Annotated in this window: 26 protein-coding genes; 11 read left to right on the top strand and 15 right to left on the bottom strand. The window is 60.3% G+C overall.

All coding sequences use genetic code 11. The features are described 5' to 3' along the window. Positions 1-6 precede the first annotated feature (6 nt). Positions 7-636: a metallophosphatase domain-containing protein gene (locus MLD04_RS12685; protein ID WP_248158927.1), complete on the bottom strand. Its 630-nt coding sequence runs from the start codon at positions 634-636 to the stop codon at positions 7-9. A gap of 93 nt (positions 637-729) precedes the next feature. Between MLD04_RS12685 and MLD04_RS12690 the strand changes: the two genes are divergently transcribed. The 3 genes from MLD04_RS12690 to MLD04_RS12700 are packed head-to-tail and all read left to right on the top strand — an operon-like array spanning position 730 to position 3,076. After that, positions 730-1,566: an Nmad3 family putative nucleotide modification protein gene (locus tag MLD04_RS12690; protein WP_248158929.1), complete on the top strand. Its 837-nt coding sequence runs from the start codon at positions 730-732 to the stop codon at positions 1,564-1,566. Between the two features lies 1 nt (position 1,567). Then, on the top strand, positions 1,568-2,275 hold the full coding sequence (locus MLD04_RS12695) for a mechanosensitive ion channel family protein (protein WP_248158932.1): 708 nt from the start codon (positions 1,568-1,570) through the stop codon (positions 2,273-2,275). A 42-nt stretch (positions 2,276-2,317) separates the two neighbouring features. Then, positions 2,318-3,076 carry a putative 4-mercaptohistidine N1-methyltransferase gene (locus MLD04_RS12700; protein ID WP_248158934.1) on the top strand — a complete coding sequence of 253 codons (759 nt, stop codon included), beginning with the start codon at positions 2,318-2,320 and terminating at the stop codon, positions 3,074-3,076. 39 nt (positions 3,077-3,115) lie between these two features. Here MLD04_RS12700 and MLD04_RS12705 read toward each other — a convergent pair whose 3' ends face one another. Both MLD04_RS12705 and MLD04_RS12710 read right to left on the bottom strand, forming a co-directional pair. Next, positions 3,116-4,075, bottom strand: coding sequence for an MBL fold metallo-hydrolase (locus MLD04_RS12705; RefSeq protein ID WP_248158936.1), 960 nt, complete (start codon positions 4,073-4,075; stop codon positions 3,116-3,118). A 67-nt stretch (positions 4,076-4,142) separates the two neighbouring features. Continuing rightward, positions 4,143-4,973 carry a GntR family transcriptional regulator gene (locus tag MLD04_RS12710; protein ID WP_248158938.1) on the bottom strand — a complete coding sequence of 277 codons (831 nt, stop codon included), beginning with the start codon at positions 4,971-4,973 and terminating at the stop codon, positions 4,143-4,145. Positions 4,974-5,199: 226 nt separating this feature from the next. Here MLD04_RS12710 and MLD04_RS12715 point away from each other — a divergent pair, with 226 nt between their 5' ends. The 3 genes from MLD04_RS12715 to MLD04_RS12725 are packed head-to-tail and all read left to right on the top strand — an operon-like array spanning position 5,200 to position 8,151. Then, positions 5,200-6,036, top strand: coding sequence for a (Fe-S)-binding protein (locus MLD04_RS12715; protein ID WP_248158940.1), 837 nt, complete (start codon positions 5,200-5,202; stop codon positions 6,034-6,036). After that, entirely contained in the window at positions 6,033-7,478 is a 1,446-nt protein-coding gene (locus tag MLD04_RS12720) for a LutB/LldF family L-lactate oxidation iron-sulfur protein (RefSeq protein WP_248158942.1), read from the top strand. Before MLD04_RS12715 ends, MLD04_RS12720 begins: the two co-directional genes overlap by 4 nt. Position 7,479: 1 nt before the next feature. After that, positions 7,480-8,151: a LutC/YkgG family protein gene (locus tag MLD04_RS12725; protein ID WP_248158945.1), complete on the top strand. Its 672-nt coding sequence runs from the start codon at positions 7,480-7,482 to the stop codon at positions 8,149-8,151. Positions 8,152-8,226: 75 nt separating this feature from the next. On the opposite strand, the gene MLD04_RS12730 is transcribed toward MLD04_RS12725, so the two are convergent. From MLD04_RS12730 to MLD04_RS12765, 8 genes are all read right to left on the bottom strand, one after another. Next, positions 8,227-9,621, bottom strand: a complete 1,395-nt coding sequence (locus MLD04_RS12730) for an NAD(P)(+) transhydrogenase (Re/Si-specific) subunit beta (RefSeq protein ID WP_248158948.1) — start codon at positions 9,619-9,621, stop codon at positions 8,227-8,229. Positions 9,622-9,623: 2 nt separating this feature from the next. Beyond that, on the bottom strand, positions 9,624-9,911 hold the full coding sequence (locus tag MLD04_RS12735; RefSeq protein ID WP_008940433.1) for an NAD(P) transhydrogenase subunit alpha part 2: 288 nt from the start codon (positions 9,909-9,911) through the stop codon (positions 9,624-9,626). Next, positions 9,911-11,080, bottom strand: a complete 1,170-nt coding sequence (locus MLD04_RS12740) for a Re/Si-specific NAD(P)(+) transhydrogenase subunit alpha (RefSeq protein WP_248158949.1) — start codon at positions 11,078-11,080, stop codon at positions 9,911-9,913. The genes MLD04_RS12735 and MLD04_RS12740 overlap by 1 nt, the downstream gene beginning before the upstream one ends. Continuing rightward, the gene (mqo, locus tag MLD04_RS12745; protein ID WP_248158951.1) at positions 11,077-12,603 is read right to left on the bottom strand and encodes a malate dehydrogenase (quinone); all 1,527 of its coding nucleotides are present in this window, start codon (positions 12,601-12,603) and stop codon (positions 11,077-11,079) included. The genes MLD04_RS12740 and mqo overlap by 4 nt, the downstream gene beginning before the upstream one ends. 148 nt (positions 12,604-12,751) lie before the next feature. Beyond that, positions 12,752-13,489 carry an oxygen-insensitive NADPH nitroreductase gene (nfsA, locus tag MLD04_RS12750; RefSeq protein ID WP_248158953.1) on the bottom strand — a complete coding sequence of 246 codons (738 nt, stop codon included), beginning with the start codon at positions 13,487-13,489 and terminating at the stop codon, positions 12,752-12,754. Positions 13,490-13,592: 103 nt separating this feature from the next. Next, a complete protein-coding gene (locus MLD04_RS12755) occupies positions 13,593-14,645 on the bottom strand; it encodes a DUF2955 domain-containing protein (RefSeq protein WP_248158955.1) in 1,053 nt (350 codons plus the stop codon). Next, positions 14,635-15,696: an HlyD family secretion protein gene (locus MLD04_RS12760; protein WP_248158956.1), complete on the bottom strand. Its 1,062-nt coding sequence runs from the start codon at positions 15,694-15,696 to the stop codon at positions 14,635-14,637. Before MLD04_RS12760 ends, MLD04_RS12755 begins: the two co-directional genes overlap by 11 nt. Before the next feature lie 15 nt (positions 15,697-15,711). Beyond that, positions 15,712-16,167, bottom strand: a complete 456-nt coding sequence (locus MLD04_RS12765) for a MarR family transcriptional regulator (RefSeq protein WP_248158958.1) — start codon at positions 16,165-16,167, stop codon at positions 15,712-15,714. A gap of 105 nt (positions 16,168-16,272) precedes the next feature. Here MLD04_RS12765 and MLD04_RS12770 point away from each other — a divergent pair, with 105 nt between their 5' ends. Next, positions 16,273-17,478 (top strand): MFS transporter, encoded by a 1,206-nt coding sequence (locus tag MLD04_RS12770; RefSeq protein WP_248158959.1) that lies wholly within the window; start codon positions 16,273-16,275, stop codon positions 17,476-17,478. Positions 17,479-17,490: 12 nt separating this feature from the next. Here the strand turns inward: MLD04_RS12770 and MLD04_RS12775 are convergent, their stop codons facing one another. The 3 genes from MLD04_RS12775 to MLD04_RS12785 all read right to left on the bottom strand — a co-directional run bounded on the left by MLD04_RS12775 (position 17,491) and on the right by MLD04_RS12785 (position 18,954). After that, positions 17,491-18,195 carry a dienelactone hydrolase family protein gene (locus MLD04_RS12775; RefSeq protein ID WP_248158961.1) on the bottom strand — a complete coding sequence of 235 codons (705 nt, stop codon included), beginning with the start codon at positions 18,193-18,195 and terminating at the stop codon, positions 17,491-17,493. Positions 18,196-18,272: 77 nt separating this feature from the next. Continuing rightward, positions 18,273-18,605, bottom strand: coding sequence for a hypothetical protein (locus MLD04_RS12780; RefSeq protein ID WP_248158962.1), 333 nt, complete (start codon positions 18,603-18,605; stop codon positions 18,273-18,275). A gap of 67 nt (positions 18,606-18,672) precedes the next feature. Next, positions 18,673-18,954, bottom strand: a complete 282-nt coding sequence (locus MLD04_RS12785; RefSeq protein ID WP_248158963.1) for a YebG family protein — start codon at positions 18,952-18,954, stop codon at positions 18,673-18,675. 269 nt (positions 18,955-19,223) lie between these two features. Between MLD04_RS12785 and katG the strand changes: the two genes are divergently transcribed. Continuing rightward, on the top strand, positions 19,224-21,389 hold the full coding sequence (katG, locus tag MLD04_RS12790; protein WP_248158964.1) for a catalase/peroxidase HPI: 2,166 nt from the start codon (positions 19,224-19,226) through the stop codon (positions 21,387-21,389). A 47-nt stretch (positions 21,390-21,436) separates the two neighbouring features. Here the strand turns inward: katG and MLD04_RS12795 are convergent, their stop codons facing one another. Next, positions 21,437-22,429 carry a YeiH family protein gene (locus tag MLD04_RS12795; protein ID WP_248158965.1) on the bottom strand — a complete coding sequence of 331 codons (993 nt, stop codon included), beginning with the start codon at positions 22,427-22,429 and terminating at the stop codon, positions 21,437-21,439. 759 nt (positions 22,430-23,188) lie between these two features. Between MLD04_RS12795 and MLD04_RS12800 the strand changes: the two genes are divergently transcribed. The 3 genes from MLD04_RS12800 to MLD04_RS12810 are packed head-to-tail and all read left to right on the top strand — an operon-like array spanning position 23,189 to position 26,174. After that, complete coding sequence (locus tag MLD04_RS12800; protein ID WP_345799622.1) at positions 23,189-23,395, top strand: AraC family transcriptional regulator N-terminal domain-containing protein; 207 nt, start codon at positions 23,189-23,191, stop codon at positions 23,393-23,395. Then, complete coding sequence (locus tag MLD04_RS12805) at positions 23,383-23,844, top strand: (2Fe-2S)-binding protein (RefSeq protein WP_248158967.1); 462 nt, start codon at positions 23,383-23,385, stop codon at positions 23,842-23,844. Before MLD04_RS12800 ends, MLD04_RS12805 begins: the two co-directional genes overlap by 13 nt. Continuing rightward, the gene (locus MLD04_RS12810; RefSeq protein ID WP_248158969.1) at positions 23,841-26,174 is read left to right on the top strand and encodes a xanthine dehydrogenase family protein molybdopterin-binding subunit; all 2,334 of its coding nucleotides are present in this window, start codon (positions 23,841-23,843) and stop codon (positions 26,172-26,174) included. The genes MLD04_RS12805 and MLD04_RS12810 overlap by 4 nt, the downstream gene beginning before the upstream one ends. Positions 26,175-26,220: the final 46 nt, after the last annotated feature.

The following is a 26,220-nucleotide window of genomic DNA, read 5'->3' on the forward strand; positions in this document are numbered from 1 at the left end:
GACTCCTCAGAGGTCCAGGACCACGGGCGGATTCAGCGGCTTGAAACTGCCGGTGCAGGTGCTGGCATTGACGAACAGCGAGTTACCCTGCCGCTTCTGCCCGTAGCTTTCGTGAATGTGGCCAAAAATGTGGAGTCGCGGTTGTCGGTTTTCAACGGCGGTGGCCAGCTCCTCACAGCCGACGGACAGCTCGCCTTTGGCATCCGGCACGATATCCAGGATGCCGGCGGGCGGTCCGTGGGTAATGAGAACGTCGAGGTTTTCGGGTATCCGGGCCCAGCGTTCAGCAAGAGCCTCACCCCGTTCAAGGTTGAATGCCCAGTTGAAGAACACCGGTGTCCAGGGGCTCCCCCAGAATCGGAAACCTTCAATCTCAATGCCGCCGTCCTGCAGATAACAGGCGTGTTTCAACAGGTCCCGGGCCTCCTCCGGTTCGTCCTGGAAGCACCAGTCGTGGTTGCCGGCGATCAGGATCTTGTGTCGGTGGGGCAGGCCTGCCAACCAGTCATCCAGGTCTTCCAGATCGTCGAGTGTGCCCCGGGCGAGGCTGTCACCGGCATGAATCAACAGGTCGCCTTCAGGGACCTGAATTTGACGGTGCATGCCGTGGGTGTCCGAAATACAGACGATTCTCATTGAGTCGGATCCTGTGTTGCGTCGTCCGGGGGCAAACGTTGAGCATCTACGATACCATTTCCGTCTCCTGATACCCCATCCTCTGGAGCGTCAATGCGTCTGATCCTGAGCCGGAAAGGTTTCGATTCTTCCGCCGGTGGTTGTCCGAGTCCGGTGCTGCCGGATGGCTCTCTGTGTGTGTTGCCCATTCCCGATCCCCGGTCCTGTATCCGGTATTCGGATATTCAATATGGAGGCCGGCAGCTTGGCAAGATTGCTGCCGACCTGACCGATGGCCGGGTGGGTCGGACGCATGGTGCCCATCTGGATCCCGACCTGCTGGCCTCGTCCCTGTCCAGAGATCCGGGCTGGCGGCCTCTGCTCGGCCAGATGGGGGCGGCCCAGGGCCATCTGCGTAACCAGGGGGTGCAAGCGGGTGATCTCTTTCTGTTTTTCGGCGTATTCCGTCAGGCTCACATAGATCAGCGGCGTTGGCGATTTGTACCGGGCACTCGCCCCTTCCATGCTATCTGGGGGTGGCTGGAAGTGGGGGAGGTGTTAACGGTCGATCAACTCGGGGCAAACGCGGTGCCATGGGCCCGGTACCATCCTCACTTCCGGTATTCGCAGGACCCTTCGAATACGCTGTATGTCGCCTCGGACAGTGGCGTCTTTCCGCGTTTGGCGGACCCGCTGGTACTGACCGATCCGGCTGCCCGCCTGTCGACCCGGTGGCGCCTGCCATCGGCGTTTTTCCCAACCGGTGGGAAAATGCCGCTAAGCTATCATGATAATCCGGAGCGTTGGCGGCTCGAGCCTCCCTGGTGTTACCTCACATGCGCGGCCAGGGGGCAGGAATTTGTGCTGGATCTGAACGCGTATCCGGGGCTTGAAGAGTGGGTGGCGTCTCTCATTGAAGAGGCCGGAGTAAAGACAGAGCGGGGAATGTAAGATGGCGGAGAATCTGATCGAGGCCCTGGTCGCGCAGTTGAGGCAGAATCTGGGGGACACTCTGGATGCGCTCGGAGGCGGTCCGGTAAATCTTGGTGAACTCGGTGTTTACCTGCTGAGTCAGTTTCTGGTTTCCCTCGTTTATCTCGCGCTCTTCTTCGGAGGGTACCTGCTCATTACCTGGGTCGCGCGCCTGGTGATTGGCCGGTCGAGAGCTCAATCTTCGGCGTTCGGGCATGCAAAGTCCGCCCTGCGGTATCTGGCGATACTGGGCGCTGTTCTGGCCATACTGGCTCAGTTCGGCGCCGGGGCTGCGTTTCTTGCCGCGGCGGCCAAGGCCGGCTTCATGGCCATGGGGTTCTATCTGGGGTGGCTGATTGTCGGCCATGTCCTCCGGCGCTCGATGACCCGCTATCGGGTGGATCCCTCCATACGCCAGCTGGTGGAAAACCTGTTTTCCGTACTACTGGTGACCTTCGCGATTGCCACTGTCCTGGCCCAGTTCGGCTTTGATGTGGTGTCGATCGTTGCCGGGCTGGGCGTCGTGGGTATTGCGGTGGGCTTCGCCGCGCAATCGACACTGTCCAATTTTATTGCCGGTATCACGCTACTGGTTGAGCGGCCGTTTCCCCATCTGCAGCTGTTTATCGACGATGCAAAGGGCCTGAAACCCGTCATCGAGCCGCTCTATCCCAAACTGGCCCAGTAACGGTTGCACCAGGGGATAGGCAACGGAACAGAGGAGACGCACGTGGCACCGGCAGACAATTACTACGAAAACAACACGACCCTGGCGCAATACCTGGAATTTCACTTCGGTGAGACCTGGCATGGCGAGCCGAACTTTCCAAAAGAACTGGCGAGACTGTGCATCGACGCCATGGACGGTCGGTACCCCGGAAAAGCACTTGATCTCGGGTGCGCTTGCGGGCGTGCGACCTTTGAGCTGGCGACCCACTTTGATCATGTCGATGGCATTGATTTCTCCGACGCTTTCGTGCGGCAGGCCTCGGCGATGGCCCGGGAGGGACGGGTGCGCTATGCGCGGCCGGAGGAGGGGGAGCTGTTCAGCCACCGGGAGGTCAGCCTGGCTTCTCTGGGACTGGCAGATACCGCCGGGAAGGTCGCCTTTCACCAGGGCGATGCGTGTCAGCTGGGTTCAGGGTTCGGTGGCTACGATCTGGTGCTCGCCGCCAACCTGATTGATCGCCTTTATAAACCCGCCGACTTTCTGACCCGCATCCATGAGCGGATCAACGATCAGGGGCTGCTGGTGATCGCGTCTCCGTATACGTGGCTGGAGGAGTATACGCCGAAGGCGGAATGGGTCGGCGGCTTTGTTCGGAACGGGGAAGCCTACACGACCCTCGACGGACTTAAAGACCTGCTTGCGCCGCATTTCAGACTCCTGCTGGAGCCCCACAGCGTCCCCTTTGTGATCCGGGAAACGCGGAACAAATATCAACACAGCTTCTCGGAAGTGACCGTCTGGGAGAAGAGGGAGGGCTGAGCCGGGGCGTTGATGCCCCGGCCTGGCTTACGGTGCCGGTCAGAGGCCGCCGTGGTAGTTGGCGGGCACAAATTCATACCCTTCCCCGGCTTTGTTGAGGTGGCCGAGTCCGGGGAATGACAGGTGAGCGGAGCCGATCAGGTAGCCCTTGTCGGCGGCCCGGGCGAACTCCTGATTGCGTTCCATCACGGCTTTCTCGGGAGTGGTGTCGAACTGGATCGCGACATCGGGTTCGGGGAATTGTACCGTCGCCACGTGAATCAGGTCGCCCCACAGCATCATCACCTGGCCATCACTTTCCACGCGATACATGGTATGCCCGGGCGTATGCCCCGGAGCCTCAACGGCCTCGATGCCAGGGAGCAGCTGCGCGTCACCCTCGAAGGCCTTGAAGTGGCCCGCTTTTACATAGGGGTTCAGAGACGCCATGGCGCCCTTGAAGAACCCCTTGGCGTCTTCATTGGCCGCTTCCAGGTTGGCCTCGCTGAGCCAGTAGTCGGCATCGTCCTGGCTGGCCCGGATGGTGGCGTTGGGGAAGGCCATCTTGCCGTCGGACATCAGGCCGCCGACGTGATCCGGGTGCATGTGTGTGATAAAGACATCGTCCACTTGCTCGGGCTCGTAGCCAGCGGCACGCAGGTTGTCGACCAGGTTCCCCAGGGTCGGTCCGAACAGGCTGCCGGCGCCGGTATCGACCAGCACCAGCTTCTCTCCGGTGTTGATCAGGTAGCCGTTCACCGACGTGTCTACAGGTGCAGACAGGAAGTTGTGGGCCAGCCGCTTGTGGACGTGCTCCTTGGTGGTGTTCAGCAGCAGGTCGTCGACCGGCAGTTTGACGGTGCCATCAGACAGGGCGGTGATCTCGTAATTGCCCAGCATGATCCGGTAGTAGCCCGGGGCCTGTTCCTTGACCATGGGGGCTCCCGCCCAGGCCTGTCCGGCAAAAAGGGTGCCTGCCACAAGGGCAGTGGTCATGGAACGACGGAAAAGGGTCTGCATAAGTGTCCTCCAGATTCAGATTGTCGATGTTATGAACGGCACTGCGAGACGGAGGAATACGGCCGGTTTACCGGGACCGATCAGTGGGTGAACCGCCGGGATCAAACCTGGCTTCTCCGGACCGGCCCCGGGACAGCAATTCCCGCCGACTTTCCCGTTCCTGCCGCCGGCGGGTTTCACTGCGTTCTGACAGTACCCGCTGGACATACTGGATATGGGTGCCCGCCAGTGAACGGGCATCCTCCGCGCGACCTTCCATGATGGCGTTGAAAAGCAGGCGGTGTTGTTGCCTCAGGCCGTCCCGGTTTTCGATTTCGCTGGCGTTCATGCCGTCGATGTTGGTCACCATGCTGCGCTGCAGCATCCGGAACAGATTCCGGACGGTGTGCAGCAGGACCGCATTGTGGCTGGCCTCGGCAATGGCCAGATGAAAGTGCGCGTCGGCTTCGCCCTCGGCCTCTACGTTCCGGCCCGAATCATCAGCGTAGCAGGCCTGAAGCGCTTCATGGGTTTCGGTGAGCCGGGCGCGGTCCGCTTCGGTCGCCCGTTGGGCCGCGTAGTAGGCACAGTCGGATTCCAGAGTACGGCGAAATTCCAGAAGATCCCGGCGGGCCTCGGGATGTTGCTCCAGCAGTTCGATCAGCGGATCGCTGAAACTGGCTCCGAGATTCTCGGTGACGTAGTGGCCGCCCCCCTGACGGCTGATCAGCAACCCCTTCGCAGCGAGCCTCTGCACGGCCTCCCGCAGGGAGGGTCGGGAAACGCCGAACTGTTCGGCAAGGGTGCGTTCCGGTGGGAGTCGCGCACCCGGATTCAGGGTGCCTTCCAGAATCATCGTTTCGAGCTGTTCAACGATGGTGTCCGCCAGTCGCTGAGGGGTGATTTTCCCGATGGGCATGATGGCGCCGTTCACCTTGGTTCAAAATTGGTCTTACCAATAAATAGTGTACTGCCTCTGCCCCTTGTGTTTACAGGGTGCTCAATACCGATTGATACCAAAGTATTATGTGGCTCCTTTGACTGGCCTGTCGTTACGCTCCTAATTTGGTTCCTTCAAAATGTCTAATGGTCTGACCAATTTGAGTGTTCGTTCCGGATCCAGAGCGAATGCCAAGGAGATCCCGATGAGTGAGCTGTTTTACGACGCCGCGCCCAATGCCACCCGGGTTGCGCCCGAGCGGCCGGTGCCCCGTCATTACCCCGCCAAACCGACCGAGGTCATCCTGTTCGGTACCTGCGTGGTAGACCTGTTTTTCCCCGAGGCCGGCCTTGACGCAATCCGGTTGCTGGAGCGGGAGGGTATCCGGGTCCACTTTCCGGCGAATCAGAGCTGTTGCGGCCAGCCTGCCTGGACCTCGGGGTATGTGGCGGAAGCGAAGGCAGTCGCCCGGGCCCAGTTGGAGGTGCTGGATGCGGGCCTGCCTGTGGTGGTCCCCTCGGGATCCTGTGCCGGAATGTTTCGCCAGCACTACCGGGAGCTGTTCGCCGGCGATGCCGGCATGCTGGAGAAAGTCGAACGCCTGTCGGAACAGACCTTCGAACTGGCCGAATTCCTGGTCCACGTCTGTCAGGTGAACTGGCAGGACCTTGGATCGCCAACCCGGGTGGCGCTGCATACCTCCTGTTCGGCCCGGCGGGAGATGAACACGCACCTGCACGCTCGTGAGCTGCTGGGCAAGCTGTCCAATGTGGAGCGCGTCGAGCACGATCATGAAAGCGAGTGCTGCGGTTTTGGCGGCACCTTTTCGGTGCGCATGCCGGAAATCTCCGGCGCCATGGTGAAAGACAAAACGCAATCGCTGATGGCTTCCGGCGCCGATGAAATGGTGACGGCCGACGGCGGTTGTCTATTGAACATCAATGGCTCGCTCGACAAACAGGGCGAAGTATTCCGGGGCCGCCATCTGGCCAGTTTCCTCTGGGAACGTGTCTCCGGCGCTGCCAAAGAGGAGGTCGCATGAGCCAGCGTATACCCGTGACCGAGCTGACCGGGGATTTTCGCCAGCGGGCAAAAGAGGCCCTCGGCGATGACCAGCTGCGGACCAACTTTCGCAACGCCATGGATTCGTTGATGACCAAGCGGGCGGACGCCTTCCCGGACGAGGAGGAACGGGAAGGTCTGCGGGAGCTGGGCAACCGGATCAAGGCGCGCGCGCTGTCCCGTCTCCCGGACCTGCTGGAACAGCTGGAAACCCGGCTGACCGAAAATGGCGTCCATGTGCACTGGGCGGAAACGGTGGAGGAAGCCAATCGCATCGTCCATGGCATCATCGAGCGCCGTCAGGGCCGTCGTGTAGTGAAAGGCAAGTCCATGGTCAGCGAAGAGATGGAGATGAACGACTACCTGGCCGGGCGGGGCATCGAGAGCCTGGAGTCGGACATGGGTGAGTACATTGTCCAGCTGGATAACGAAAAGCCCTCGCACATCATCATGCCGGCGATCCACAAGAATCGTCGCCAGGTCTCCCGGCTGTTTCACGATCACCTCGGCGAACCCGAAACCGATGACGTCAACGAACTGATCCGGATCGGTCGACGGGCCCTGCGTCGCAAGTTCATGGAGGCTGATGTGGGCGTTTCCGGCGTGAACTTTGCCATTGCCGAGACCGGCACATTGCTGCTGGTCGAGAACGAGGGCAATGGCCGGATGAGCACGACCGCACCGCCGGTTCATATTGCGGTAACCGGTATCGAGAAAGTGGTCCAGAACCTGCGTGATGTGGTGCCACTGTTGTCCCTGCTGACCCGCTCCGCGCTCGGTCAGCCGATCACGACCTATGTGAACCTGATCTCCGGCCCACGTAAACCAGAGGAGCTCGACGGGCCGGAAGAGGTGCACCTGGTGCTCCTGGACAATGGTCGCACCGGGGCATTTGCCGACGCCCAGATGCGCCAGACGTTGAACTGTATCCGCTGCGGTGCCTGCATGAATCACTGCCCCGTATACACCCGTGTGGGAGGGCACACCTATGGCGAAGTCTACCCGGGCCCCATCGGCAAGATCATCACGCCACACATGGTGGGCCTGCACAAGGTGCCGGATCACCCCAGTGCTTCATCCCTGTGTGGGGCCTGCGGCGAGGTGTGTCCGGTCAAGATTCCGATTCCCGAACTGCTCCAGCGCCTGCGCCAGGAGAATGTGAAAAGCCCGGAGGAGGAACCAGGGGTAAAAGATGGTGGTGCAAAATACTCCCGGAGTGAACGCCTGATCTGGCGTCTGTGGCAACAGCTCAATTCACGCCCGGGAATCTATCGGCTGTTTCTCTGGGGTGCCACCCGGTTCCGGAAACTGACGCCGAAGAAAGCAGGCCCCTGGACCGATAACCACACCGCGCCAGTGCCGGCCCGGCGATCGCTGCACGACCTGGCAAAAGATCATCTGGCCCGACAGGGAGGGCAGTAATATGAATGCTCGGAACAATATCCTGAACAAGCTCCGGGCCGGACTCTCCGGAGCCACGCCACGTCCGGATGACTTCGATGAGCGACTGGTCACCGAACCCTGGCAATACGCACCGGAAGATCGCATCGGACGATTACGAAGCCTGATGGAGGCGGTACATACCGAAGTCCATACCGTTGGCAGCAAGGATTGGCCGAAAACCGTGGCCGGTATTCTGTCCAGGCGGAATCTCAACAATCTGCTGTATGCGCCCGAAACCGACCATGGCAAACAGTTGGGGGAGCATTGGCAGGCCACGGAACCAACCATTGAACTGGTGGCCTACGACCGGCCGGTTGAAGAGTGGAAAGACACCCTGTTCTGGGGCGTGGACGCCAGCATCACCGGAACGGTCGGGGGCATTGCCGCCACCGGTTCGCTGGTACTCTGGCCAGACCGACATGAGCCTCGGCTGATGAGTCTGCTGCCACCGCTGCACATTGCCCTGCTGAGGGCGAGTCAGGTTGAGGACAATCTCTATACCATGATGCAGCGACACAACTGGTCGTCGGGTTTGCCCACCAATGCCCTGTTGATTTCGGGACCCTCCAAGACGGCGGATATCGAACAGGTGCTGGCCTATGGTGCCCACGGCCCGAAGGAGCTGGTGGTTCTGGTGATCGAGGATGAATAGCAATAAAGCGGGGATGGAAAAAGAAAACCCCGGGCCGTGAGGGCCCGGGGTTGTATCTGCGCCGATAGTGCCGGCTTACAGTTCCTTGATGGCGCTGGTTGTCGCCTGGAGCACGTCCTTGGCGTCGCCTTTGACCATCAGGCTGTTGTCGCGGATGAACAGGCCGTTGGGGATGCCTGCAAAGCCCGGCGACAGGCTCCGCTTGACCACGATGACCGTCTTGGCCTTGTGGACGTCGAGGATCGGCATGCCGTAGATGGGCGAGCCCGGATCTTCGGCGGCAGCCGGGTTGACGACGTCGTTGGCACCCAGAACGATGGCCACGTCTGCCTGGGGCAGCTCGGGGTTGATCGCGTCCATGTCCTTGAGCTGGTCGTACGGAATTTCCGCTTCAGCCAGCAGTACGTTCATGTGGCCCGGCATACGACCGGCAACCGGGTGGATGGCGTAGCTGACCTTGGCACCGCGCTTTTCAAGCTGGGAAGCCAGCTCCTTAACCGCGTGCTGGGCCTGGGCTACGGCCAGGCCGTAGCCCGGAACCATGACGACATTGCGGGCGCCGTCCAGCAGCAGGGCCAGATCGTCCGGGGTCGCGTACTTGACCTTGCCGGCGTAGAACTCGCCCTCGTCCTGCTTCGGACCGCTGTCTGTCTGACCGAACGCGCCGCCGAACAGGACGTTCGGGAGTGAACGGTTCATGGCCTTACACATAACGGCTGTCAGGATCAGGCCGGAGGCGCCGACCAGGGAGCCGGTGATGATCAGGCCCTGGTTGTCCAGCACGAAGCCGGTAGCCGCGCCGGCAAGACCGGAATAAGCGTTCAGCAGGGCAACCACGACCGGCATGTCCGCACCGCCAACCGGCTGCACCAGACCAACACCCAGCAGCAGGCACAGGCCCACGAGTGCGGCCAGGGCCAGCGGATTGTGTTCGCTGCTGGTGATGAACAGGGCGCTGCCGACAATCACGGCAATCAGGGTGATCAGGGTAACCGCCTGCCACAGCTTTCCTTTGGTGGTTTCACCAATGCTGCCTTTGAGCTTCAGTACCGCCACCAGGGAACCGGTCAGGGTCACGGCGCCGATGATGATGGACGCCAGGATGGCGACCGACCAGCCGCTGGAGCCCAGGTTGTTGGCTGCCAGGGCGTTGAGCCAGGTGCTTGAAGCCACGGCAACGGACGCGGCACCACCGATGCCGTTGAGGCTTGCCACCAGTTCCGGCATCTGGGTCATGGCGGTTCGTTTGGCCAGCCAGACACCGATGCCAGCACCCAGCAGCATACCTGCGATGATGGTGGCATAACTGATGATGTCTTTGTCGAGCAGGGCTGCGACCACGGCAATCAGCATGCCGATGGCGGCGATCTGGTTACCCCGTACGGCGGTGGTGGGCTTGGTCATGCCCTTGATGCCGAGGATGAAGCACACCGCAGCCGCCAGATATGAAAAGTTGATCAGTACAAACATGGTTATCCTTTCCGCTTAAACATGTTCAGCATACGGTCCGTGACCAGAAAACCGGCCACGATGTTGATACTGGCCAGGGTCACGGCCAGGAAGCCGAGAACGCCGGCCACGGTGGGCGACAGGTCAGTGCTGCCGGCGCTGATGATGGCGCCGACGATGACAATGCCCGAAATGGCGTTGGTACCACTCATCAGCGGCGTGTGCAGCGTGGGCGGTACCTTGTTGATGAGCTCGACCCCTACAAAGAGGGCGAGAATGAAAATGGTGAAGCTCAGAACAAACATTTCCATCAGGCTTTTTCCTCAACGTCGGTTTCTGATTTCTTCGGCTTCTCGGCCTTCTTGGGCTCTTTGCCGTGAAGAATCTCGCCGTCCTTTATGACCAGGGTGGCGGCGACAATGTCGTCTTCCATGCTGGGCGCCAGCTTGCCTTCTTCCGTCATGTTGAACAGGAAGCCCGTGATGTTGCGGGTCAGCAGCTGGGATGCATGGACCGGTACCCGGGAGGGGTGGTTGGCGTGGCCCACAAGCGTGACGCCATCGACGTCCACTTTTTCATTCAGGACCGTGCCCTCGACGTTGCCGCCCTTGTCGGCTGCCAGGTCGACGATGACCGAACCGCTCTTCATGCGGTGAATCATGTCGCCATCGATCAGCTGGGGCGCACGCTTGCCGGGCACGGCAGCGGTGGTGATGACCAGGTCCGCGCGGGCAACACAATCAGACAGCTGCTGGCGCTGCTTCTTGTAGAACTCCTCGCTCTGGGCCTTGGCGTAACCGCTGTCACCGGTGGAATCGGTTTGAGGCACTTCGATCTCGATGAAGTCCGCACCCAGGCTCTCCACCTGTTCCTTTACTTCCGGACGCAGGTCGTAGGCTTCCACGACGGCACCCAGGCGGCGAGCGGTGGCGATAGCCATCAGACCGGCAACCCCGGCACCGATCACGAGTACCCGCGCCGGATGAATGGTACCGGCGGCGGTCATCAGCATCGGGAAGTAACGCGGCAGGGACATGGCGCCGCTGAGCACCGCACGGTAACCGCTGATGCCGGCCATGGCGCTGAGTACGTCCATGGACTGGGCGCGGGTGGTGCGGGGCACCAGGTCCAGGGCAAAGGTCTGCACGGACTGGCTTGCCAGTTGTTCCAGCAGAGGTTTGTTGAACCAGGGGTCCAGGATGCAGATCAGAGTGGAACCGGACTGGATCAGCGCCGCTTCGTCCTTCTCCGGTGCCCGGACCTTCAGAATGATCTGGGACTGACGGTAGAGGGACTCGGCGTCATCGGCAATGATCGCGCCGCAGTGGCGGTACTCGTCATCGGTAAAGTGGGCAGCCAGGCCGGCCCCGCTCTCGACAATGACTTCATAGCCGGCTTCCATCAACTCGGTGATGCCCGACGGTATGATAGCGACACGGTTTTCTCCGGCCGTTCTCTCCCTAGGTATACCAATCATCATGAGTAAACACTCCGTTCAGAGGTGAGTTTTGAGGGTTGAGAGGACTTTGAATTCAGCCCAAGCGTGGAAACAGTCATTTGCCGCACATCCCCGAGCAGGGAACGGTCGGTAAGAAGTGACTGACCGTAGCTCGGGATCAGTGTTTGTAGGGTCTGGCGATGGCTGCCGGTTGCCAGTTCCGGGAGGCAGCGTTCGATCACGTCCAGCATGGCGGATACGCAGGTGGAGGCGCCCGGGGAGGCCCCGAGCAGCGCGGCAAGCGAGCGATCCCCGGTGGTCAGGACTTCGGTGCCAAACTCCAGTGTGCCGCGATTGCGCTCGTTGGGCTTGATGATCTGAACCCGCTGCCCGGCCCGGCGCAGGTGCCACTGCTCCGGATCGTGGTCCGGAAAAAACTTGCTGAGTTCGTCCAGCCGCGCGTCCCTTGAGCTGAGCGCTTCCTTGATCAGGTATCGGGTCAGTGGCCAGTTGGCGACCGCAACGTCGAGCAGATTGCGCAGGTTGTGTCCGCGCACGGACTTGACCAGATCGAGGATGCCTCCGGTTTTCAGGAAGCGGGTGGTAAAGCCGGCAAAGGGACCGAACAACAGCGCCGGTTTGCCGTCGATGAATCGGGTGTCGAGGTGAGGCACCGACATGGGGGGTGCCCCCACCGGCGCCTGGCTGTAGACCTTGGCGTGGTGGTCGAGGGCCAGTGACTCGTTTTCGCAGGCCAGCCAGAGGCCTGAGACCGGGAAGCCGCCGTAACCACGCGCTTCGGGTACCCCCGCTTTCTGGAGCAGGGAAAGCGCCGCGCCACCGGCGCCGATGAAGACAAACCCGGCGTTTATCTCGGTGGTCTCGCCGGTCTCGAGGTGCTTTACCGTTGCGCGCCAGCCCTTGCCGTCCCGCTTCAGGCCGGTCACCCGGGTGCCCAGACGGATATCGGTATTGTCCTGTTTTGACAGTGTCTGGCCGAGCAGGCGGGTCAGTGCCCCGAAGTTAACGTCGCTGCCGTGAGCGACCTTCGTTGCGGCCGCAGGCGTGTTGTCCGGACGGGAACCCATGATCAGCGGCAGCCAGTTATTCAGCGTCTCAGGCTGTTCGCTGAACTCCATCTCCCCGAACAGGGGGTGGGACTGGAGCGCAGCGTGCCGGCGCCGCAGGAAGTCGCAGGCATCGGCGCCCTGGACCCAGCTCAGGTGGGGCACGTTATGAATGAAGTGTGCCGGATCCGGTAAAAGGCCGCGTTTGACCAGCGAACTCCAGAACTGGAGTGAAATCTCGAAGCGCTCGTTGATGGCGAGAGCGCGCTTGGTCTCGATTGAGCCGTCGGCCTGCTGAGGGGTGTAGTTGAGTTCGCAGTAGCCGGCATGACCTGTGCCGGCATTGTTCCAGGCCTCGGAACTTTCATCGCCCAGTTGTCCGGCCTGTTCGACCAGGGTAATGGATCGCGAGCCATCCAGCTGGGATATCAGGGAGGCGAGCGTAACGCTCATTACGCCCCCTCCAATCAGCAGGATATCGGTATTTTGACTCGCCATTTCGTGACCTTTTCAGTAGTGCCCAAACAAAAGGGGTCATACTTTAGTCGAAACTGCGAGCAATTAGAACCGGTTTTAGCAATACGTATTTATCGAAAATATCGATGTAATAGTTGATAACCGTCAATTAGCGGCTCTGTATCCGGGATCATTTGACCCCGAATCCACGACCTTTGAGGAAGTCCCGCATGTGGGGGCGCAACTTCGTCGTGAACAGCGGTTTGAGCTGCTCGGACCAGTTGGTTTCCTTGTTGCCACCGGTCCTTTCCAGGTAGTAGCGGTGCATCCTGTCGTCGAATTCCGCCACCAGCTCCTCGTCGCGGCGGTCATCATAATAGTCTTCCTTGAGGATTGCACTGATAGGCAGCCGGGGTTTCACCTCCGGATTCTGGTCGGGGTAGCCCAGGCACATGCCGAAGACCGGGTACACGTGTTCCGGTAGTCGAAGGATGTCTGCGACGTCGGCGGGGTTGTTCCGGATCCCGCCGATGTAACACAGGCCCAGTCCCTCGGATTCGGCGGCAATGGCAACGTTCTGTGCCATGAGAGCTGTGTCTACGCTGGCAACCACCAGTTGTTCGGTCGTGCCACGGACCACATCCGCGCCCGCCCGCTCGGCGGCTTCGGTGGATCGTTTCATGTCGGCGCAGAAGACCAGGAAATCGGAAGCATCTGCCACATAGGACTGACCACCGGCGAGTTCGGCGATTTTTTTCCGGTTGTCGGGGTTTACCACGTGAATAATGGTGTAGGCCTGGACGTGATTGGAGGTGGCCGCACTTTGACCGGCGCGGATAAGCTCTTCGAACAGGTCTCGGGGAATCTTCTGATCCTTGAATTTCCGGATGGAGCGATGAGATTTAAGCAGTTCAATCGTCGGATTCATGGTTCCCTCTTTCCCAGTGTGTTGTCTTTGATTCAATAAACGGCATTTTTGCCAAAGTCGCTGATCTGAATACGTGCAGAGTGCCAGAACCGGTCTGTTCGCACTATTCGAATATCTCCCGGGGATCGCGATCGTGGGCGCGCGTGGCGGTCCAGCGGTTGAGCAGCCAATGCAGGCAGGCCATGAACGCCAGCGTGGCGACCAGTGCAACCGCCATCGACGAAAACCGGTACAGAGCGCTGTAGATCAGATCCTGATGGGGGGCCAGATACTGTCCGAAAAGGATGCCCAGGGTGGTCAGTCCACCAAAACCGATAGCCGATCCGCCCCCCTCCAGAAGGTGCACGCGGGCGAAGATCATCAGTCCCAGCCAGTAGGCGAGAATCACCAGCAGTATGTGGTGGTTCTGATTGTAGAGGACCACCTGCATCACCAGTGCCAGATTGCAGCCCAACAACGCGCCTATCGCCCGCTTGAACGCCGAGGTCTGGGCGCCGGGGAAGCTCAGGGCAAACAGAATAAGGATCGTGGCCATCTGCGCCGAGAGCGAATCTCTCAGGTCAAAGATCTGGAATGTGGCGAACGACAGCGTGGCGGTAACCGCGCCCATCAGGGTTTCGTGGCGTACCTGCGCTTCAGGCTTGGCCGGCCGGGCCATGGCCTGACGCGGTGCCACGTCGGGAAACAGCCAGTGCATGAGACCCGCGATCAAGACTGCCAGGACACTGGCCACGAAGTTGCTGGTGACCAGATCATACACGTCGACCCCGGGATAGCTGGCGAAATGGAACATGATGCTCAGGGTCAACACGCCATTCGCACCGAACAGGAACATCGGGCCCCGGGCCATGAGCCGGAAGCGACCGCAGAAAATCAGAAACACCAGCGCGGTATTGATCAGGGGCATGTGCTCGGTCAGGCCGGTCACCAGACTCACTTCGATACCGGTCAGCACGGCGCTGGCCAGGAACTGCCGCACCACGTGGGCGTTGAGTACCGGAATCATGGCGAGCAGGAACATCGGGAACACGGTAAAGAAAACCCCGTAATTCCAGCCCATCAGTTTGCTGATGACCAGCCCGGTCAGTCCACCGAAGGCGATGCGCAGGCACTGACGCAGACCGTTGCCGTCCAGTGCCGGGCGATCAGTAGACATGGTGCAACCAGCTCATCAAGGTGATCTGACCCTGTGCGATCACACCGGCCAACGGATTGGACTCCGGTGCAAGCTGCACGGTGGCGCGGGCGCCGCTGGCCGGGAGCTTCGGCAGAGCCCGGTCGAGTGTCAGGTGCACGCGGATCCGCTGGGCATCCCGGACCCATCGGTTGGTGGTGGGAATGCTGGTCAGGTTGCCGTCGGCGATGAGCTGTCCCGCTTTGACGCCCTCGTCCCGGGATGCCAGATGTGCTGGAAACACCTGGCCCGGCAGGCCGTCCAGCGCGATCCAGGCCGGTCCGCCTTCGCTGACATGCCTCAGGCTCTTTTCCCGGAAGTCCGCAACGATATCCAGGCGGGCGCCGATTTCCGCCAGGGCCGGCGCGCCGGCTTTCACGTAATCGCCCTCTGCCAGCTGGAGGTTACTGATCCGGCCGGCGCCGGGGGCGCGAACCGTGGTCCGCTCCAGATTCAGATGGGCGGTCGCCAGGGCATTTTTTGCCTGTCGCAGCCGCAGATTATCCCGGCTGGTTTCACCGCGTTTGACCTCGAGGGACTGGATTCGGGCACGAGTCGACGCCACCGCAGCCGTGGTGGAGTGATAGCGCGCCAGAATCTCATCGTACTGTCTGGATGACATGCTGCCGGACTGCATCAGTGAATCGGCCCGCTTGCGCTGGCGCGATGCTTCCTCGGCCGCGGCCCTGACGGCACTCAGATCGGCCCGGGCGGCGGCCAGTTCGGCATCCAGTTCGTCGTTCTCGCGCCGGGCCTGTTCCAGGGCCAGTTCCGCTTTCTGAACGGCAAGTCGGAAGGGTTCGGGGTCAATCCTGAACAATACGTCGCCGGCCTGCACCGATTGGTTATTGGCCACCTCGACGGCGACCACCTCACCGCTCACTTCAGGCGCGATCCGGGTCACCTGGCGGAGCACCCGTGCCTGAGGTGTGACCGGCAGAAAAGCGTCGGCCAGGAGGTAGTATATAAATAGAAGGACGAAAGCAATGATTGCCACGCGAATCCAGCGGGCGAAACTCTGTTCGGGAGCCATGAAGTCTCTCTCTGTTCAGCCGTTTTTGAGGCAGTGGCAGGCGTTGGTTTCGATGCGTTCGAGCATGCGTCGCAGGTGTTCGCGGTCGTCGGGTGGGATACCGTCAAGCAGTTGCGCCCGTGCTTCATTGGCGCGGGCATCGAGTGCCGACAATACCCGGCGACCCTCCGCAGTGAAACGGACCTCACGGACTCTGCGATCGTCCGCACGCACCTGCCGTGCAATCAGTCCCTGATCCTCAAGCTGACACAGGGTGCGGGTCAGGGAGGGCAGTTCGATGCTCAGGGCTTCGGCCAGCTGCTTCTGGGTGGCGCCCTCCCCGAGATGCCGGAGGACCACAAGAAGCGTCCACCGGGGCGGTGTGAGCCCCAGGGGCGCGACGGTCTGGCTGATGACGGCGCGCCACAGCCTATGCGCGTGGGCCAGCTGCAGGCCCAGTTCGGAATCGTTGGTCGGATTTAAGGTTAGCATGCGAAGTATGTTAGCATTGGTTAGTTAGCCTGCAAAGTTTATTTCGGAAAGTGCGGACGGGTGTCTCATGGCGTCTCCGTCTGGCGCATATTCAAGAGGTCCTGTTTGAAAGATTCGAAATCCGATGCCCAACAGCCCGCCGGGGAGGAGTCGGCGCGGAATTTCCGGCTGGCCTGCGTGGCGCTGACCTTCGTCTTCGTCATCTATTCGATGCTCCAGGTGACCGTGCCGGTGTATGCCCTGTCCCTGGGGGCATCCCCCTTGATGCTGGGGGTGGTGTTCAGCGCGCCGTTCCTGCTGCCGCTGCTGTTTGCCATTCCGATGGGGGGGCTGGTGACCCGCTGGGGTGGTCAGCGGGTGATGGTCCTGGGGGGCGGCATTCTGGTGGCCGGGATCCTGGCGATGATCTGGGTGCCGGGCTACGCGGGATTGCTGTCCGGGCAACTGCTTTTTGGCCTTGCCCAGTTACAGATGGTGCTGGCGGCACAATCAGTCATTTCGGGACTGGCCAGCGGCGAGCGACTTGAGCGGTACTTTGGCTGGTATGCCACCTGGCTGTCCGGTGGGCAAGTGGTCGGCCCGCTGATCGCGGGTGGCCTCATTCATCTGACTGGCGAGACTGATCTCTCCTTCATGACCATGGTGGTCTTTGCGATGTTGGCGACGGTATCGTCCCGAGGACTGACGGGGCTGGCCCGAGAGCGACTGAAGGTTGACCGGTCAGTCACGGGCTTTCGGGCCCAGGCCGCGTTGCTGGGCAGGAACGAGGGAGTTCAGGTATCCGTGGGCGTCACGGCGGCGGCCATGTTTGCCATGAGCATCCATGGGAGTTACCTGCCGGTTTATCTGGATCACCTGGAGGTCAGTGCGTCGGTGATCGGGGTGCTGGTCAGCCTCCGGGCCACGGCGGCCATGCTCATCCGGCCCTTCATGGCGCGAGTGATAGCGCTTGTTGGTGGCCGGAGCGTGGCGCTTGTTCTGTCATTGGGGTTGCTGGCTGGCGGCCTGGCCCTGCTCGGGTTCAGTGAGCAGGCCGTGATGATTGGCGTGTTTTCGGTGTTTGTCGGAGTCGGTTCGGGAATCTCCCAGCCGCTTTCCATGGTGATCCTGGCCGAGAACGTGGAGCCGGCGCAGAGATCGGGCGCCCTGGGAATGCGATTGATGGCAAACCGGGCGGTGAACTTCCTGGCCCCGCTTTTATTCGGGGCCATTCTCGAGTTCGGTGGCTTTGGCCTGGCGTTTCCGCTGACCGGTGCCATCGTAGCGGTCGCCGGCCTGGTGCTGCTTCTGCATCAGCGCCGTAGACGCTGACCGGGAACACAGTCAGGCGTCGAGGTGTTCGGCCAGGAACTGCAGGCTGCGGCCATGGGCCAGGGCGGACGCGTGCTGGTTGTAGGTGGGTCGTGCCCAGCAGTTGAACCCGTGGTCGGCGTTGGCGTATTCGTGGAAAATCGCAGATGGATGGTCGGAGAACGCCTCGCGAACCCGGGAAATGGCTTCCGCCGGAATCATCCTGTCCAGCCCGGCGTAGTGGAACAGGATCGGAACCTGCACACTCTCGGCCAGATCCAGGTTGTTCTGAATGCCGCCGCCGTAATAGCAAATGGCCGCGTCGGGCTTGCCGGTCGCGGCGGCGCGATAGGCAAGCTGGCCGCCCATGCAGTAGCCCATCGCCGCGATTTTTCCCGACACCTCTTTACGTTGGCGCAGGCAATTCACGGCTGCCGCAACGTCTTCGCCGGCGAGAGAAAAGTCGGCTGCCTGCATCAACTTGAACGCTTTTGCGCTTCCCTCTTCGTCATAAGTCAGGTCGACCCGGCGCTCCTGGCGCCAGAACACATCCGGAGCAAGGACCACGTACCCATCCAGGGCGTACTGCTCGGCCACGGTACGGATGTGGGCGTTGACGCCCCAGATTTCCTGGATCAGAACAATGCCCGGCCCGCTCCCGGTAGGGGGGAGCGCCAGGTAACCATCGAATGTCTTGCCGTCGGGGCTGGGAATATCAATCCACTGTGTCGAAACCATGAACGTCTCCTCTGGGTAGTCGGACAACTGGATTGAAAGCCTAGGCCGTGTGGCGTGGGTCCGCCACTACGGTTTATTCATTCGCTTCTGCACTGATCCTCGGCCCAGGCTTCGAAACACTGTTGCTGACGGTGGGTCAGCCAGGCGTTGACGACCGCAAGCGCGACGAACGTGGCGATGCCGACAGGTACCAGTGCCTGTACTCCGGCAGACGGTGCTGCGGTGGCGGGCACCAGCAGCAGACCGGTCAGGTTGCGGAACAGTCGTGTACCCAGAATGGCGAAATGGAAGCCCGGTTGCAGGGTCCGGATGCGACCGCGCACCGCCCGCCCAAGGGATGGCATCAGGTGCACGGTATTCAGCAACAGGGCAATGAAAACCAGTAATTGAACAACATCGGTTAACAGCATGGTGATTGGCTAACAGGGTAATGGGTTGGCTGAAAAGTGACCGTCATTATCCCTTATTGGTGGTTTTTTATCCAGATGGCGCCTCAGTTTCATTCAGCAGCTGCGGTTTCTTCAGGGCCTTCTGAAACAGGTCTTTCTCTTCAGCGATGGCCATGGCGCATTTTTCCGCCAGGTCTTCCCCGAGCCCTTCCACATTGCGCTCGAGGAACAGCTGAATGTTCTCGGCCAGCTCCAGAATCTTGTCGCGGGCGTCTGCTTCGGCTTTGGATTGAAAGAGCATGGTGTCGGGGTTTTTCAGCGCCATTTCCAGCCCGTCCTTATCCGAATAATAGAGTGCTTGTACTGCCATGGGGGCCTCGTCGTTTGATCGAAACTGTATAAAAATACAGTATTCATCATACAGCAGCTCTTGTCTGGGGAACAGGGGTGAAAATCAAAAGCTATTGCTACGGTTGGAAAAAGCAACTAGCGACTCCGAGAGGCCACTGCTACACCTATTCATACAGAAGACGGAACGCTGGACGACGCCCGAAGGAAGAGCGAACGATGAGGCGTATGGCTGTCGTCGTCTGCCAATGAGTTTGCGTGATTCAATGCGACAACATATGGAGAACAACCATGGGTGATAACAAGTGTCCCGTGATGCACGGGGCGATGACGAATCTGGGAAGCGGTGGCACCGGCAACCAGGATTGGTGGCCGAAATCGCTCAACCTCGACATCCTCCATCAGCACGACCGGAAAACCAACCCGATGGGCGACGATTTCGACTACCGGGAAGAGGTCCGGAAACTCGACTTTGATGCGCTTAAGAAAGACATGCATGCGCTGATGACCGACAGCCAGGACTGGTGGCCGGCCGACTGGGGGCATTACGGTGGCCTGATGATCCGCATGGCCTGGCACGCTGCGGGCACCTACCGGCTCGCCGACGGCCGTGGCGGGGCCGGTACCGGGAACCAGCGCTTTGCGCCGATCAACTCCTGGCCCGATAACGGCAACCTGGACAAGGCGCGTCGCCTGTTGTGGCCGCTCAAGAAAAAGTATGGCAACAAGGTCAGCTGGGCCGACCTGTTTATCCTCGCCGGCAACGTGGCCTATGAATCCATGGGCTTTAAAACCTTCGGCTTCTCGTTTGGTCGTGAGGATATCTGGCATCCCGAGAAAGACACCTACTGGGGCGCTGAGAAAGAATGGCTGGCACCGTCGGATAACCGATATGAGGATGTCGATAAGCCGGGCACCATGGAAAACCCGCTGGCGGCAGTCCAGATGGGCCTGATCTATGTGAACCCTGAGGGGGTGAACGGCAAGTCCGACCCGTTGAAAACCGCCGAACAGGTGCGTGAAACCTTTGCCCGCATGGCCATGAACGACGAGGAAACCGCTGCGCTCACCGCCGGTGGCCACACGGTTGGTAAGACGCACGGTAATGGTGATGCCGAAGCCCTCGGGCCGGAGCCGGAAGCGGCCGATGTCCACGAGCAGGGCTTCGGGTGGATCAATCCCAACATGCACGGTAAGGCCGCCAACGCCATTACCTCGGGTATTGAAGGCGCCTGGACCACCAATCCGACCCAGTTCGACATGGGTTACTTCGATCTCCTGTTCGGTTACGAGTGGGAACTGAAAAAGAGCCCGGCCGGTGCGAACCAGTGGGAACCCGTTGATATCAAGGAAGAGCATAAGCCGGTTGACGCTACCGACCCGTCGATCCGCCATAACCCGATCATGACCGATGCGGACATGGCCATGAAGATGGATCCGAAGTACCGCGCGATCTGTGAGAAGTTCATGGCCGATCCGGAATACTTCAAGGACTGCTTTGCCCGTGCCTGGTTCAAGCTGACGCACCGGGATATGGGGCCCAAGTCCCGCTATATCGGCCCGGAAGTGCCGGAGGAAGATCTGATCTGGCAGGATCCGGTCCCGCAGGGCGAGACCAACTACATCGAAGAGGCGGTGAAGGAGAAGATTGCCGAAGCCGGCCTGAGCATCAACGAACTGGTCGCTACCGCGTGGGACAGCGCCCGCACTTTCCGTGGCTCTGACATGCGTGGCGGCGCCAATGGTGCCCGCATTCGCCTGGCTCCGCAGAAAGACTGGGAAGGCAACGAGCCCGACCGCCTGTCGAAGGTGCTCAAGGTGTACGAGAAGATCTCGGCCGAGACCGGCGCGAGCATTGCCGATGTGATTGTGCTGGGTGGCAACCTGGGCATCGAGCAGGCGGCCAAAGCGGCAGGCCATGCGGTGCACGTACCGTTCCTGAAAGGACGGGGCGACGCGACCGACGAGATGACCGACGCCGAATCCTTCGAGCCGATGGAGCCGTTGGCAGATGGTTTCCGGAACTGGCAGAAGAAAGACTACGTGGTCAAACCGGAGGAAATGCTCCTCGATCGCGCCCAGTTGATGGGGCTGACCGCACCGGAAATGACCGTCCTGCTGGGAGGCATGCGCGTGTTGGGCACCAACCATGGCGGCACCAAGCACGGTGTGTTCACGGACCGCGTTGGCCAGCTGACCAACGACTTCTTCGTGAACCTCACCGATATGGCCAATCGTTGGGAGCCGGCGGGCAATAACTCTTACAACATTGTTGATCGTAAGAGCGGCAACACCAAGTTCACGGCGACCCGTGTGGATCTGGTGTTCGGTTCCAACTCCATCCTCAGGGCCTATGCAGAGGTGTATGCCCAGGACGACAACGAAGAGAAGTTCGTAAATGACTTCGTTGCAGCCTGGACCAAGGTCATGAATGCCGATCGTTTCGACGTTCGCTGATCGCTTCCTTCCGAGGGAACTGGCACCCGCCGCGGCGGGTGCCAGCCTCACATCACCATCGGTGTCACGATCATCCCGCCTGTCAACAGCAGGGCGAACAGGATCAGGGCCAGCAGCATGGGCTTGAGCCCGAGGCTTTGCAGTTTCTCCAGTCGGGTTTCGTAACCCAGCGCCCCCATCGCCATCGCCAGAGCCACCTGTCCGCTGAGGGCAATGCCTGAGTGGAGCGGTGCCGGCACTTTCAAAAGGCTGTTCAACACCATGGCGGCCACGAAGCCGAATGCAAACCAGGGAATGGTCAGTTTGCCCCGGTCGCTTACACCTTCCTCCGGTTGACGTTTTCTCCGAACCCACCATTGCCCCACGATCAGAAGGAAGGGCACCAGCAGCATCACGCGAACCAGTTTCACCACCACGGCATTGGCCAGGGCATCGGTGCCCACGGCACCGCCGGCGGCGACTACCTGGGCTACCTCATGGATCGTGGCGCCAATGTAGACACCGAAGAGGCCCTGATCCCAGCCCATGATCGGGTAGAGCAACGGATAGACCACCATGGCGAGGCTGCCGAACAGAACTACCGTCGCAACTGCCATCGCCGTGGCGGCCGGCTTTGAGCGGATCGTGGCTTCGGTCGCCAGCACCGCCGCCGCTCCGCAAATGGCGCTCCCGGCGCTGGTTAGCAGGGCGGTCTCCGGATCCAGCTTGAGCAGCCGCGTACCCAACAGGTAGCCGATGGTAATGATGGTGGTTATGACCACCATATCCAGCAGGACAATGCCCGGTCCCAGAGAAAACACCTGCTGGAGGGTGATGGAAAAACCGAAGAGGACAATCCCGCCCCGCAGAAGCCAGCGCGTTGAAAAGGCCAGTCCGGCCGTGGCGGAGCCTAGTTGAAACCAGGGCAGATTACCTGCCAGGACGCCGAGTGCCAGTGACAGTACCAGGGGGCTGATGCCCGTGGCTGCAATAAAAGGGATGTGTGAAAGCGTAAAACCGCCAAGGGTTAACAAGGCGCAGAGACCAAGACCGGGCCACATCAGGAATCTCCTTCGACAAAAGGTTATATCCTTATTCTGTCCCGCATCTTTAGATTTATAAAACGGTTAAAAGTATTATGAGTTATCAATAAAATCGATAACAAGGGCGACGGATAAGACATCAGTTCGCACGCCCGCAAAGCTGAAGAGCCGTTGATGCCATCAGTCGAGCCGTGACAGACGAGATCCACAGGCTGGTCGGTAGACCCGCTGAAATCTTTGAAATGTCACGGCTTCATCTTTCAGCGATTAGCTTCGAGAATCAGTCCTTCTTGACCGGGCCACCTTCGCACTGGGTCCAGCCCGGTGGATCTGCATACTTTGATTGCATGGATCGTTCTCGCTCATGGTGATCTCCTTTGCTGTCTGTGGTCATGCTGGGGCACGGGTTGCGGGAGCCACAAAACTTTTTCCGAAGAGTTTTAGGCAAGAAAGCGCGAGTATTGTGTCTTCATGGATTTGTTGGTTTTGGTCAAAATTTGCAGCATCACTAACCAGGGAGTCAAAACCATGATTCTTGACGAGACCTTTACTCTCTCGACTTGAGCTCGATTACATCGACAACATTCTGAGCGCCTGAGCGCCTGCATGGAGACGCTGAGTAACCTGGAAAAATCAGGGATTACGGTGAAGCAAGCGAATTTCCGGTCTACCCGCAGGGGTAAAGCTTGCTGAAAAAGGCATTGGAAATTGCCCCTTCCCCAGTAGAGAGCTACTTTTGGACATGGGGGTTACGGGCACGGAAAAGACTCGCTTGGTATTGCTGTCAGCGGGATAACCGAGCCCTTGCAGGACGCCTTTAACTGGTTGCTGGATCTGCTCATGCACCCAGATGATATCGCCGCTTTGGCGCCCTTGATCCGGCGTGAGATTTCAGGACATCAGAAAGCTGGTGCAGCAATCCGCCTAATGGGGCTCAGTGATCCGCCCAAAACAACAGGAAGGAGAGAGCAATGGCAAGTCTGACGATTAACGGGCGACAGTATGAGCTGGACGTTCCGGACAATATGCCGCTGTTATGGGTCATCCGGGATGTTGTCGGCATGAAGGGAACGAAATTCGGCTGCGGAATTGCCCAGTGTGGCGCCTGCACGGTCCATATTGATGGAGTGGCGACACGCTCCTGTGTGACTCCGGTGTCTGCCGTGACCGGCGAGGTTAATACCATCGAAGCCATGGCAGAGGATCCCGTTGGCAAAAAGGTTCAGCAGGCATGGCTGGACCTGGGTGTGGCCCAATGCGGTTACTGTCAGGGCGGTCAGATCATGAATGCCACCGGGCTGCTCAAAAGTAATCCGGAACCGGATACCCAGGAAATCATCGACGCCATGGCGGGAAATCTGTGCCGGTGCGGCACCTATAACCGCATCCTGGCAGCCATTGAGCGTGCAGCCGGAAAGGAGGTCAGCTCATGAGTCAGTCAGACGATACCCTGCTACTCGCCAATGTGAGCCGTCGCGGCATCCTGAAGGGGTTGGCCGGGGCTTCGGCGCTGCTACTGGCCGCCCGCTGGGGAACAGCGTTTGCCAATGAGAAAGCCCAGTTTGGAGCCGGCGCCATGCCGGGTGGGTGGATTGATAACCCCAATGTGTTCATCCAGATCGATTCAGATGGCCTGGTAACGTTCATCAATAACCGGGCCGAGATGGGTCAGGGGATTCGCACGAGCCTGGCGATGGTGGCCGCCGACGAACTGGGGGCAGACTGGGACAGGGTCCGGGTCAAGCAGGCGCCGGCTGATCAGGAAAAGTTCGGTAACCAGAACACCGACGGTTCGCGCAGTATGCGTCACTGGTATGACCCGATACGCCGGGCTGGTGCGGCTGCCAGGCTGATGCTGGAACAGGCGGCGGCCAACGAATGGGGCGTGCCGGTCTCCGAGGTGCGTACAGAGGTGCACAAGGTGGTTCATCCGGCCACGGGCCGGGAGCTTGGCTTTGGACAGCTTGCCGGTCCGGCGAGGGATCTCGATGTGCCCGGGCGAAATGCCCTGTTCCTGAAGTCGGACAACGAGCTGCGTTTTATCGGCAAGGAATCCGGACTGGTCAACGGTGAGCTGACATCCGCCCACCCGAAGGCCGTTGACGGCCAGGACATTGTCACCGGGAAAGCGGTGTTTGGCGCCGACGTGGATCTGGAGGATATGCTCTATGCCGTCATTGCCCGTCCGCCGGTTTATGGTGCGGAGATCAAGAGCGTCGACGACAGCGCAGCCTTGAAGGTGACCGGCGTTAAGAAGGTCATCCGTATTAAAACGGCGAATCAGCCGGCCGCCTTCAATCCCCTTGGCGGCGTCGCTGTGGTTGCAACCAATACTTGGGCGGCGATGGAAGGACGCAAGGCTCTTAAGATTGAATGGAATCTGGACGCGGCCGGCGACAATGCCGACTACACCTCGGATGCCTATCGGGAGATGTTGGAAAAGCGGGCGCAATCCCCCGGCAAGGTTATCCGGCAGTCCGGCGATGTTGAGGCGGCCCTGAAAGACGCGGATCAGCGTGTGTCGGCGACCTACTATATGCCACACATGGCGCAGAGTCCGATGGAACCGCCCGCGGCCATCGTCCGGATGAGCGATGGCAAGGCCGAGGCCTGGGCTCCGGTTCAGAACCCCAGGGCGACTCGCGATGGCGTCGCGGGCATGCTGGGAATTGATCGGGAAAACGTAACCGTGCACCAGACCCTGCTTGGTGGCGGTTTTGGCCGAAAATCCAAACCGGATTTTGTGAGCGAAGCGGCCCGTATCGCGAAAGAATTCGAAGGGCAGCCGGTCAAGCTGCAGTGGTCGCGGGAAGACGATGTCCAGCATTCCTATTACCACGCGGTTTCTGTCGATCATCTGGATGCCGGTCTGGATGCCAACGGCAAAGCCACCGCCTGGCGGCACCGGACGCTCTCGCCGAGCATTACGTCACTGTTCGCTCCGGATCCCAAACACATCGGGGAGTTCGAACAGGGAATGGGGTTCAATACCATGCCCTTCGACATTCCCTCGATCCGCCTGGAAAACCCGCCGGCGCCGGCCCATGTCCGGATCGGCTGGTTCCGATCGGTTTACAACCTGCCCCATGCCTGGGCCATCCAGAGTTTTGCCCACGAGTTGGCTGAAGCAGCCGGCAGGGATCATCGCGATTATGTGCTTGAACTCCTCGGGCCGGATCGGAAGGTGCAGAACCTGACCGTCGGTGATGGCTGGAACTACGGTGAGAATCCGGATCTGTACCCCATTGATATCGGCCGCATGCGGCGTGTCGTTGAACGGGCCACCGAGGAGGCCGGCTGGGGACGTGACATGCCGAAAGGGCGTGGACTGGGTCTGGCCTTCCACAACAGCTTTGTGTCCTACACCGCCATCGTGTTCGAGGTGGAAGTGGATGAATCTGGCGAGCTGACCATTCACCGTGCAGACATCGCCTTCGACTGCGGCCCCCAGGCCAACCCGGAACGCATACGGTCACAGATGGAAGGCGCCTGTGTGATGGGCATCGGTATCGCGCTCAAGAGTGAGATCACGTTCGAGGATGGCGTTGCGCAACAGAGCAATTTCGACAAATACCTCATTCCTCGAATGCCGGATGCGCCAAAGGTGGTTCGGGTGCACCTGATCGACAATCCGGGCGACGGCATGGGTGGCGTTGGTGAACCGGGATTGCCACCGGTGGCCCCGGCTCTGTGCAACGCCATTTATGCCGCCACGGGAAAACGGATTCGGCGGCTTCCGGTCGGCGACCAATTGAAATCCTGACGCAGAGAAGACCGGATGGGATTGCTTGGAGAGGGATAACCATGGA

The sequence above is a fragment of the Marinobacter koreensis genome (assembly GCF_023156285.1).
Taxonomy (GTDB): Bacteria; Pseudomonadota; Gammaproteobacteria; order Pseudomonadales; family Oleiphilaceae; genus Marinobacter; species Marinobacter koreensis.

Excerpts from the sequence above, each read along its gene's own strand:
- nfsA (WP_248158953.1), bottom strand. The coding sequence starts at position 13,489 with ATGAATCCGACGATTGAACTGCTTAAATCTCATCGCTCCATCCGGAAA.
- MLD04_RS12725 (WP_248158945.1), top strand. The coding sequence starts at position 7,480 with ATGAATGCTCGGAACAATATCCTGAACAAGCTCCGGGCCGGACTCTCC.
- MLD04_RS12805 (WP_248158967.1), top strand. The coding sequence starts at position 23,383 with ATGGCAAGTCTGACGATTAACGGGCGACAGTATGAGCTGGACGTTCCG.
- MLD04_RS12730 (WP_248158948.1), bottom strand. The coding sequence starts at position 9,621 with ATGTTTGTACTGATCAACTTTTCATATCTGGCGGCTGCGGTGTGCTTC.
- MLD04_RS12775 (WP_248158961.1), bottom strand. The coding sequence starts at position 18,195 with ATGGTTTCGACACAGTGGATTGATATTCCCAGCCCCGACGGCAAGACA.
- MLD04_RS12760 (WP_248158956.1), bottom strand. The coding sequence starts at position 15,696 with ATGGCTCCCGAACAGAGTTTCGCCCGCTGGATTCGCGTGGCAATCATT.
- MLD04_RS12715 (WP_248158940.1), top strand. The coding sequence starts at position 5,200 with ATGAGTGAGCTGTTTTACGACGCCGCGCCCAATGCCACCCGGGTTGCG.
- MLD04_RS12720 (WP_248158942.1), top strand. The coding sequence starts at position 6,033 with ATGAGCCAGCGTATACCCGTGACCGAGCTGACCGGGGATTTTCGCCAG.
- katG (WP_248158964.1), top strand. The coding sequence starts at position 19,224 with ATGGGTGATAACAAGTGTCCCGTGATGCACGGGGCGATGACGAATCTG.
- MLD04_RS12780 (WP_248158962.1), bottom strand. The coding sequence starts at position 18,605 with ATGCTGTTAACCGATGTTGTTCAATTACTGGTTTTCATTGCCCTGTTG.
- MLD04_RS12740 (WP_248158949.1), bottom strand. The coding sequence starts at position 11,080 with ATGATGATTGGTATACCTAGGGAGAGAACGGCCGGAGAAAACCGTGTC.
- MLD04_RS12795 (WP_248158965.1), bottom strand. The coding sequence starts at position 22,429 with ATGTGGCCCGGTCTTGGTCTCTGCGCCTTGTTAACCCTTGGCGGTTTT.
- MLD04_RS12810 (WP_248158969.1), top strand. The coding sequence starts at position 23,841 with ATGAGTCAGTCAGACGATACCCTGCTACTCGCCAATGTGAGCCGTCGC.
- MLD04_RS12765 (WP_248158958.1), bottom strand. The coding sequence starts at position 16,167 with ATGCTAACCTTAAATCCGACCAACGATTCCGAACTGGGCCTGCAGCTG.
- MLD04_RS12695 (WP_248158932.1), top strand. The coding sequence starts at position 1,568 with ATGGCGGAGAATCTGATCGAGGCCCTGGTCGCGCAGTTGAGGCAGAAT.
- MLD04_RS12755 (WP_248158955.1), bottom strand. The coding sequence starts at position 14,645 with ATGTCTACTGATCGCCCGGCACTGGACGGCAACGGTCTGCGTCAGTGC.
- MLD04_RS12735 (WP_008940433.1), bottom strand. The coding sequence starts at position 9,911 with ATGGAAATGTTTGTTCTGAGCTTCACCATTTTCATTCTCGCCCTCTTT.
- MLD04_RS12705 (WP_248158936.1), bottom strand. The coding sequence starts at position 4,075 with ATGCAGACCCTTTTCCGTCGTTCCATGACCACTGCCCTTGTGGCAGGC.
- MLD04_RS12710 (WP_248158938.1), bottom strand. The coding sequence starts at position 4,973 with ATGCCCATCGGGAAAATCACCCCTCAGCGACTGGCGGACACCATCGTT.
- mqo (WP_248158951.1), bottom strand. The coding sequence starts at position 12,603 with ATGGCGAGTCAAAATACCGATATCCTGCTGATTGGAGGGGGCGTAATG.
- MLD04_RS12785 (WP_248158963.1), bottom strand. The coding sequence starts at position 18,954 with ATGGCAGTACAAGCACTCTATTATTCGGATAAGGACGGGCTGGAAATG.
- MLD04_RS12690 (WP_248158929.1), top strand. The coding sequence starts at position 730 with ATGCGTCTGATCCTGAGCCGGAAAGGTTTCGATTCTTCCGCCGGTGGT.
- MLD04_RS12685 (WP_248158927.1), bottom strand. The coding sequence starts at position 636 with ATGAGAATCGTCTGTATTTCGGACACCCACGGCATGCACCGTCAAATT.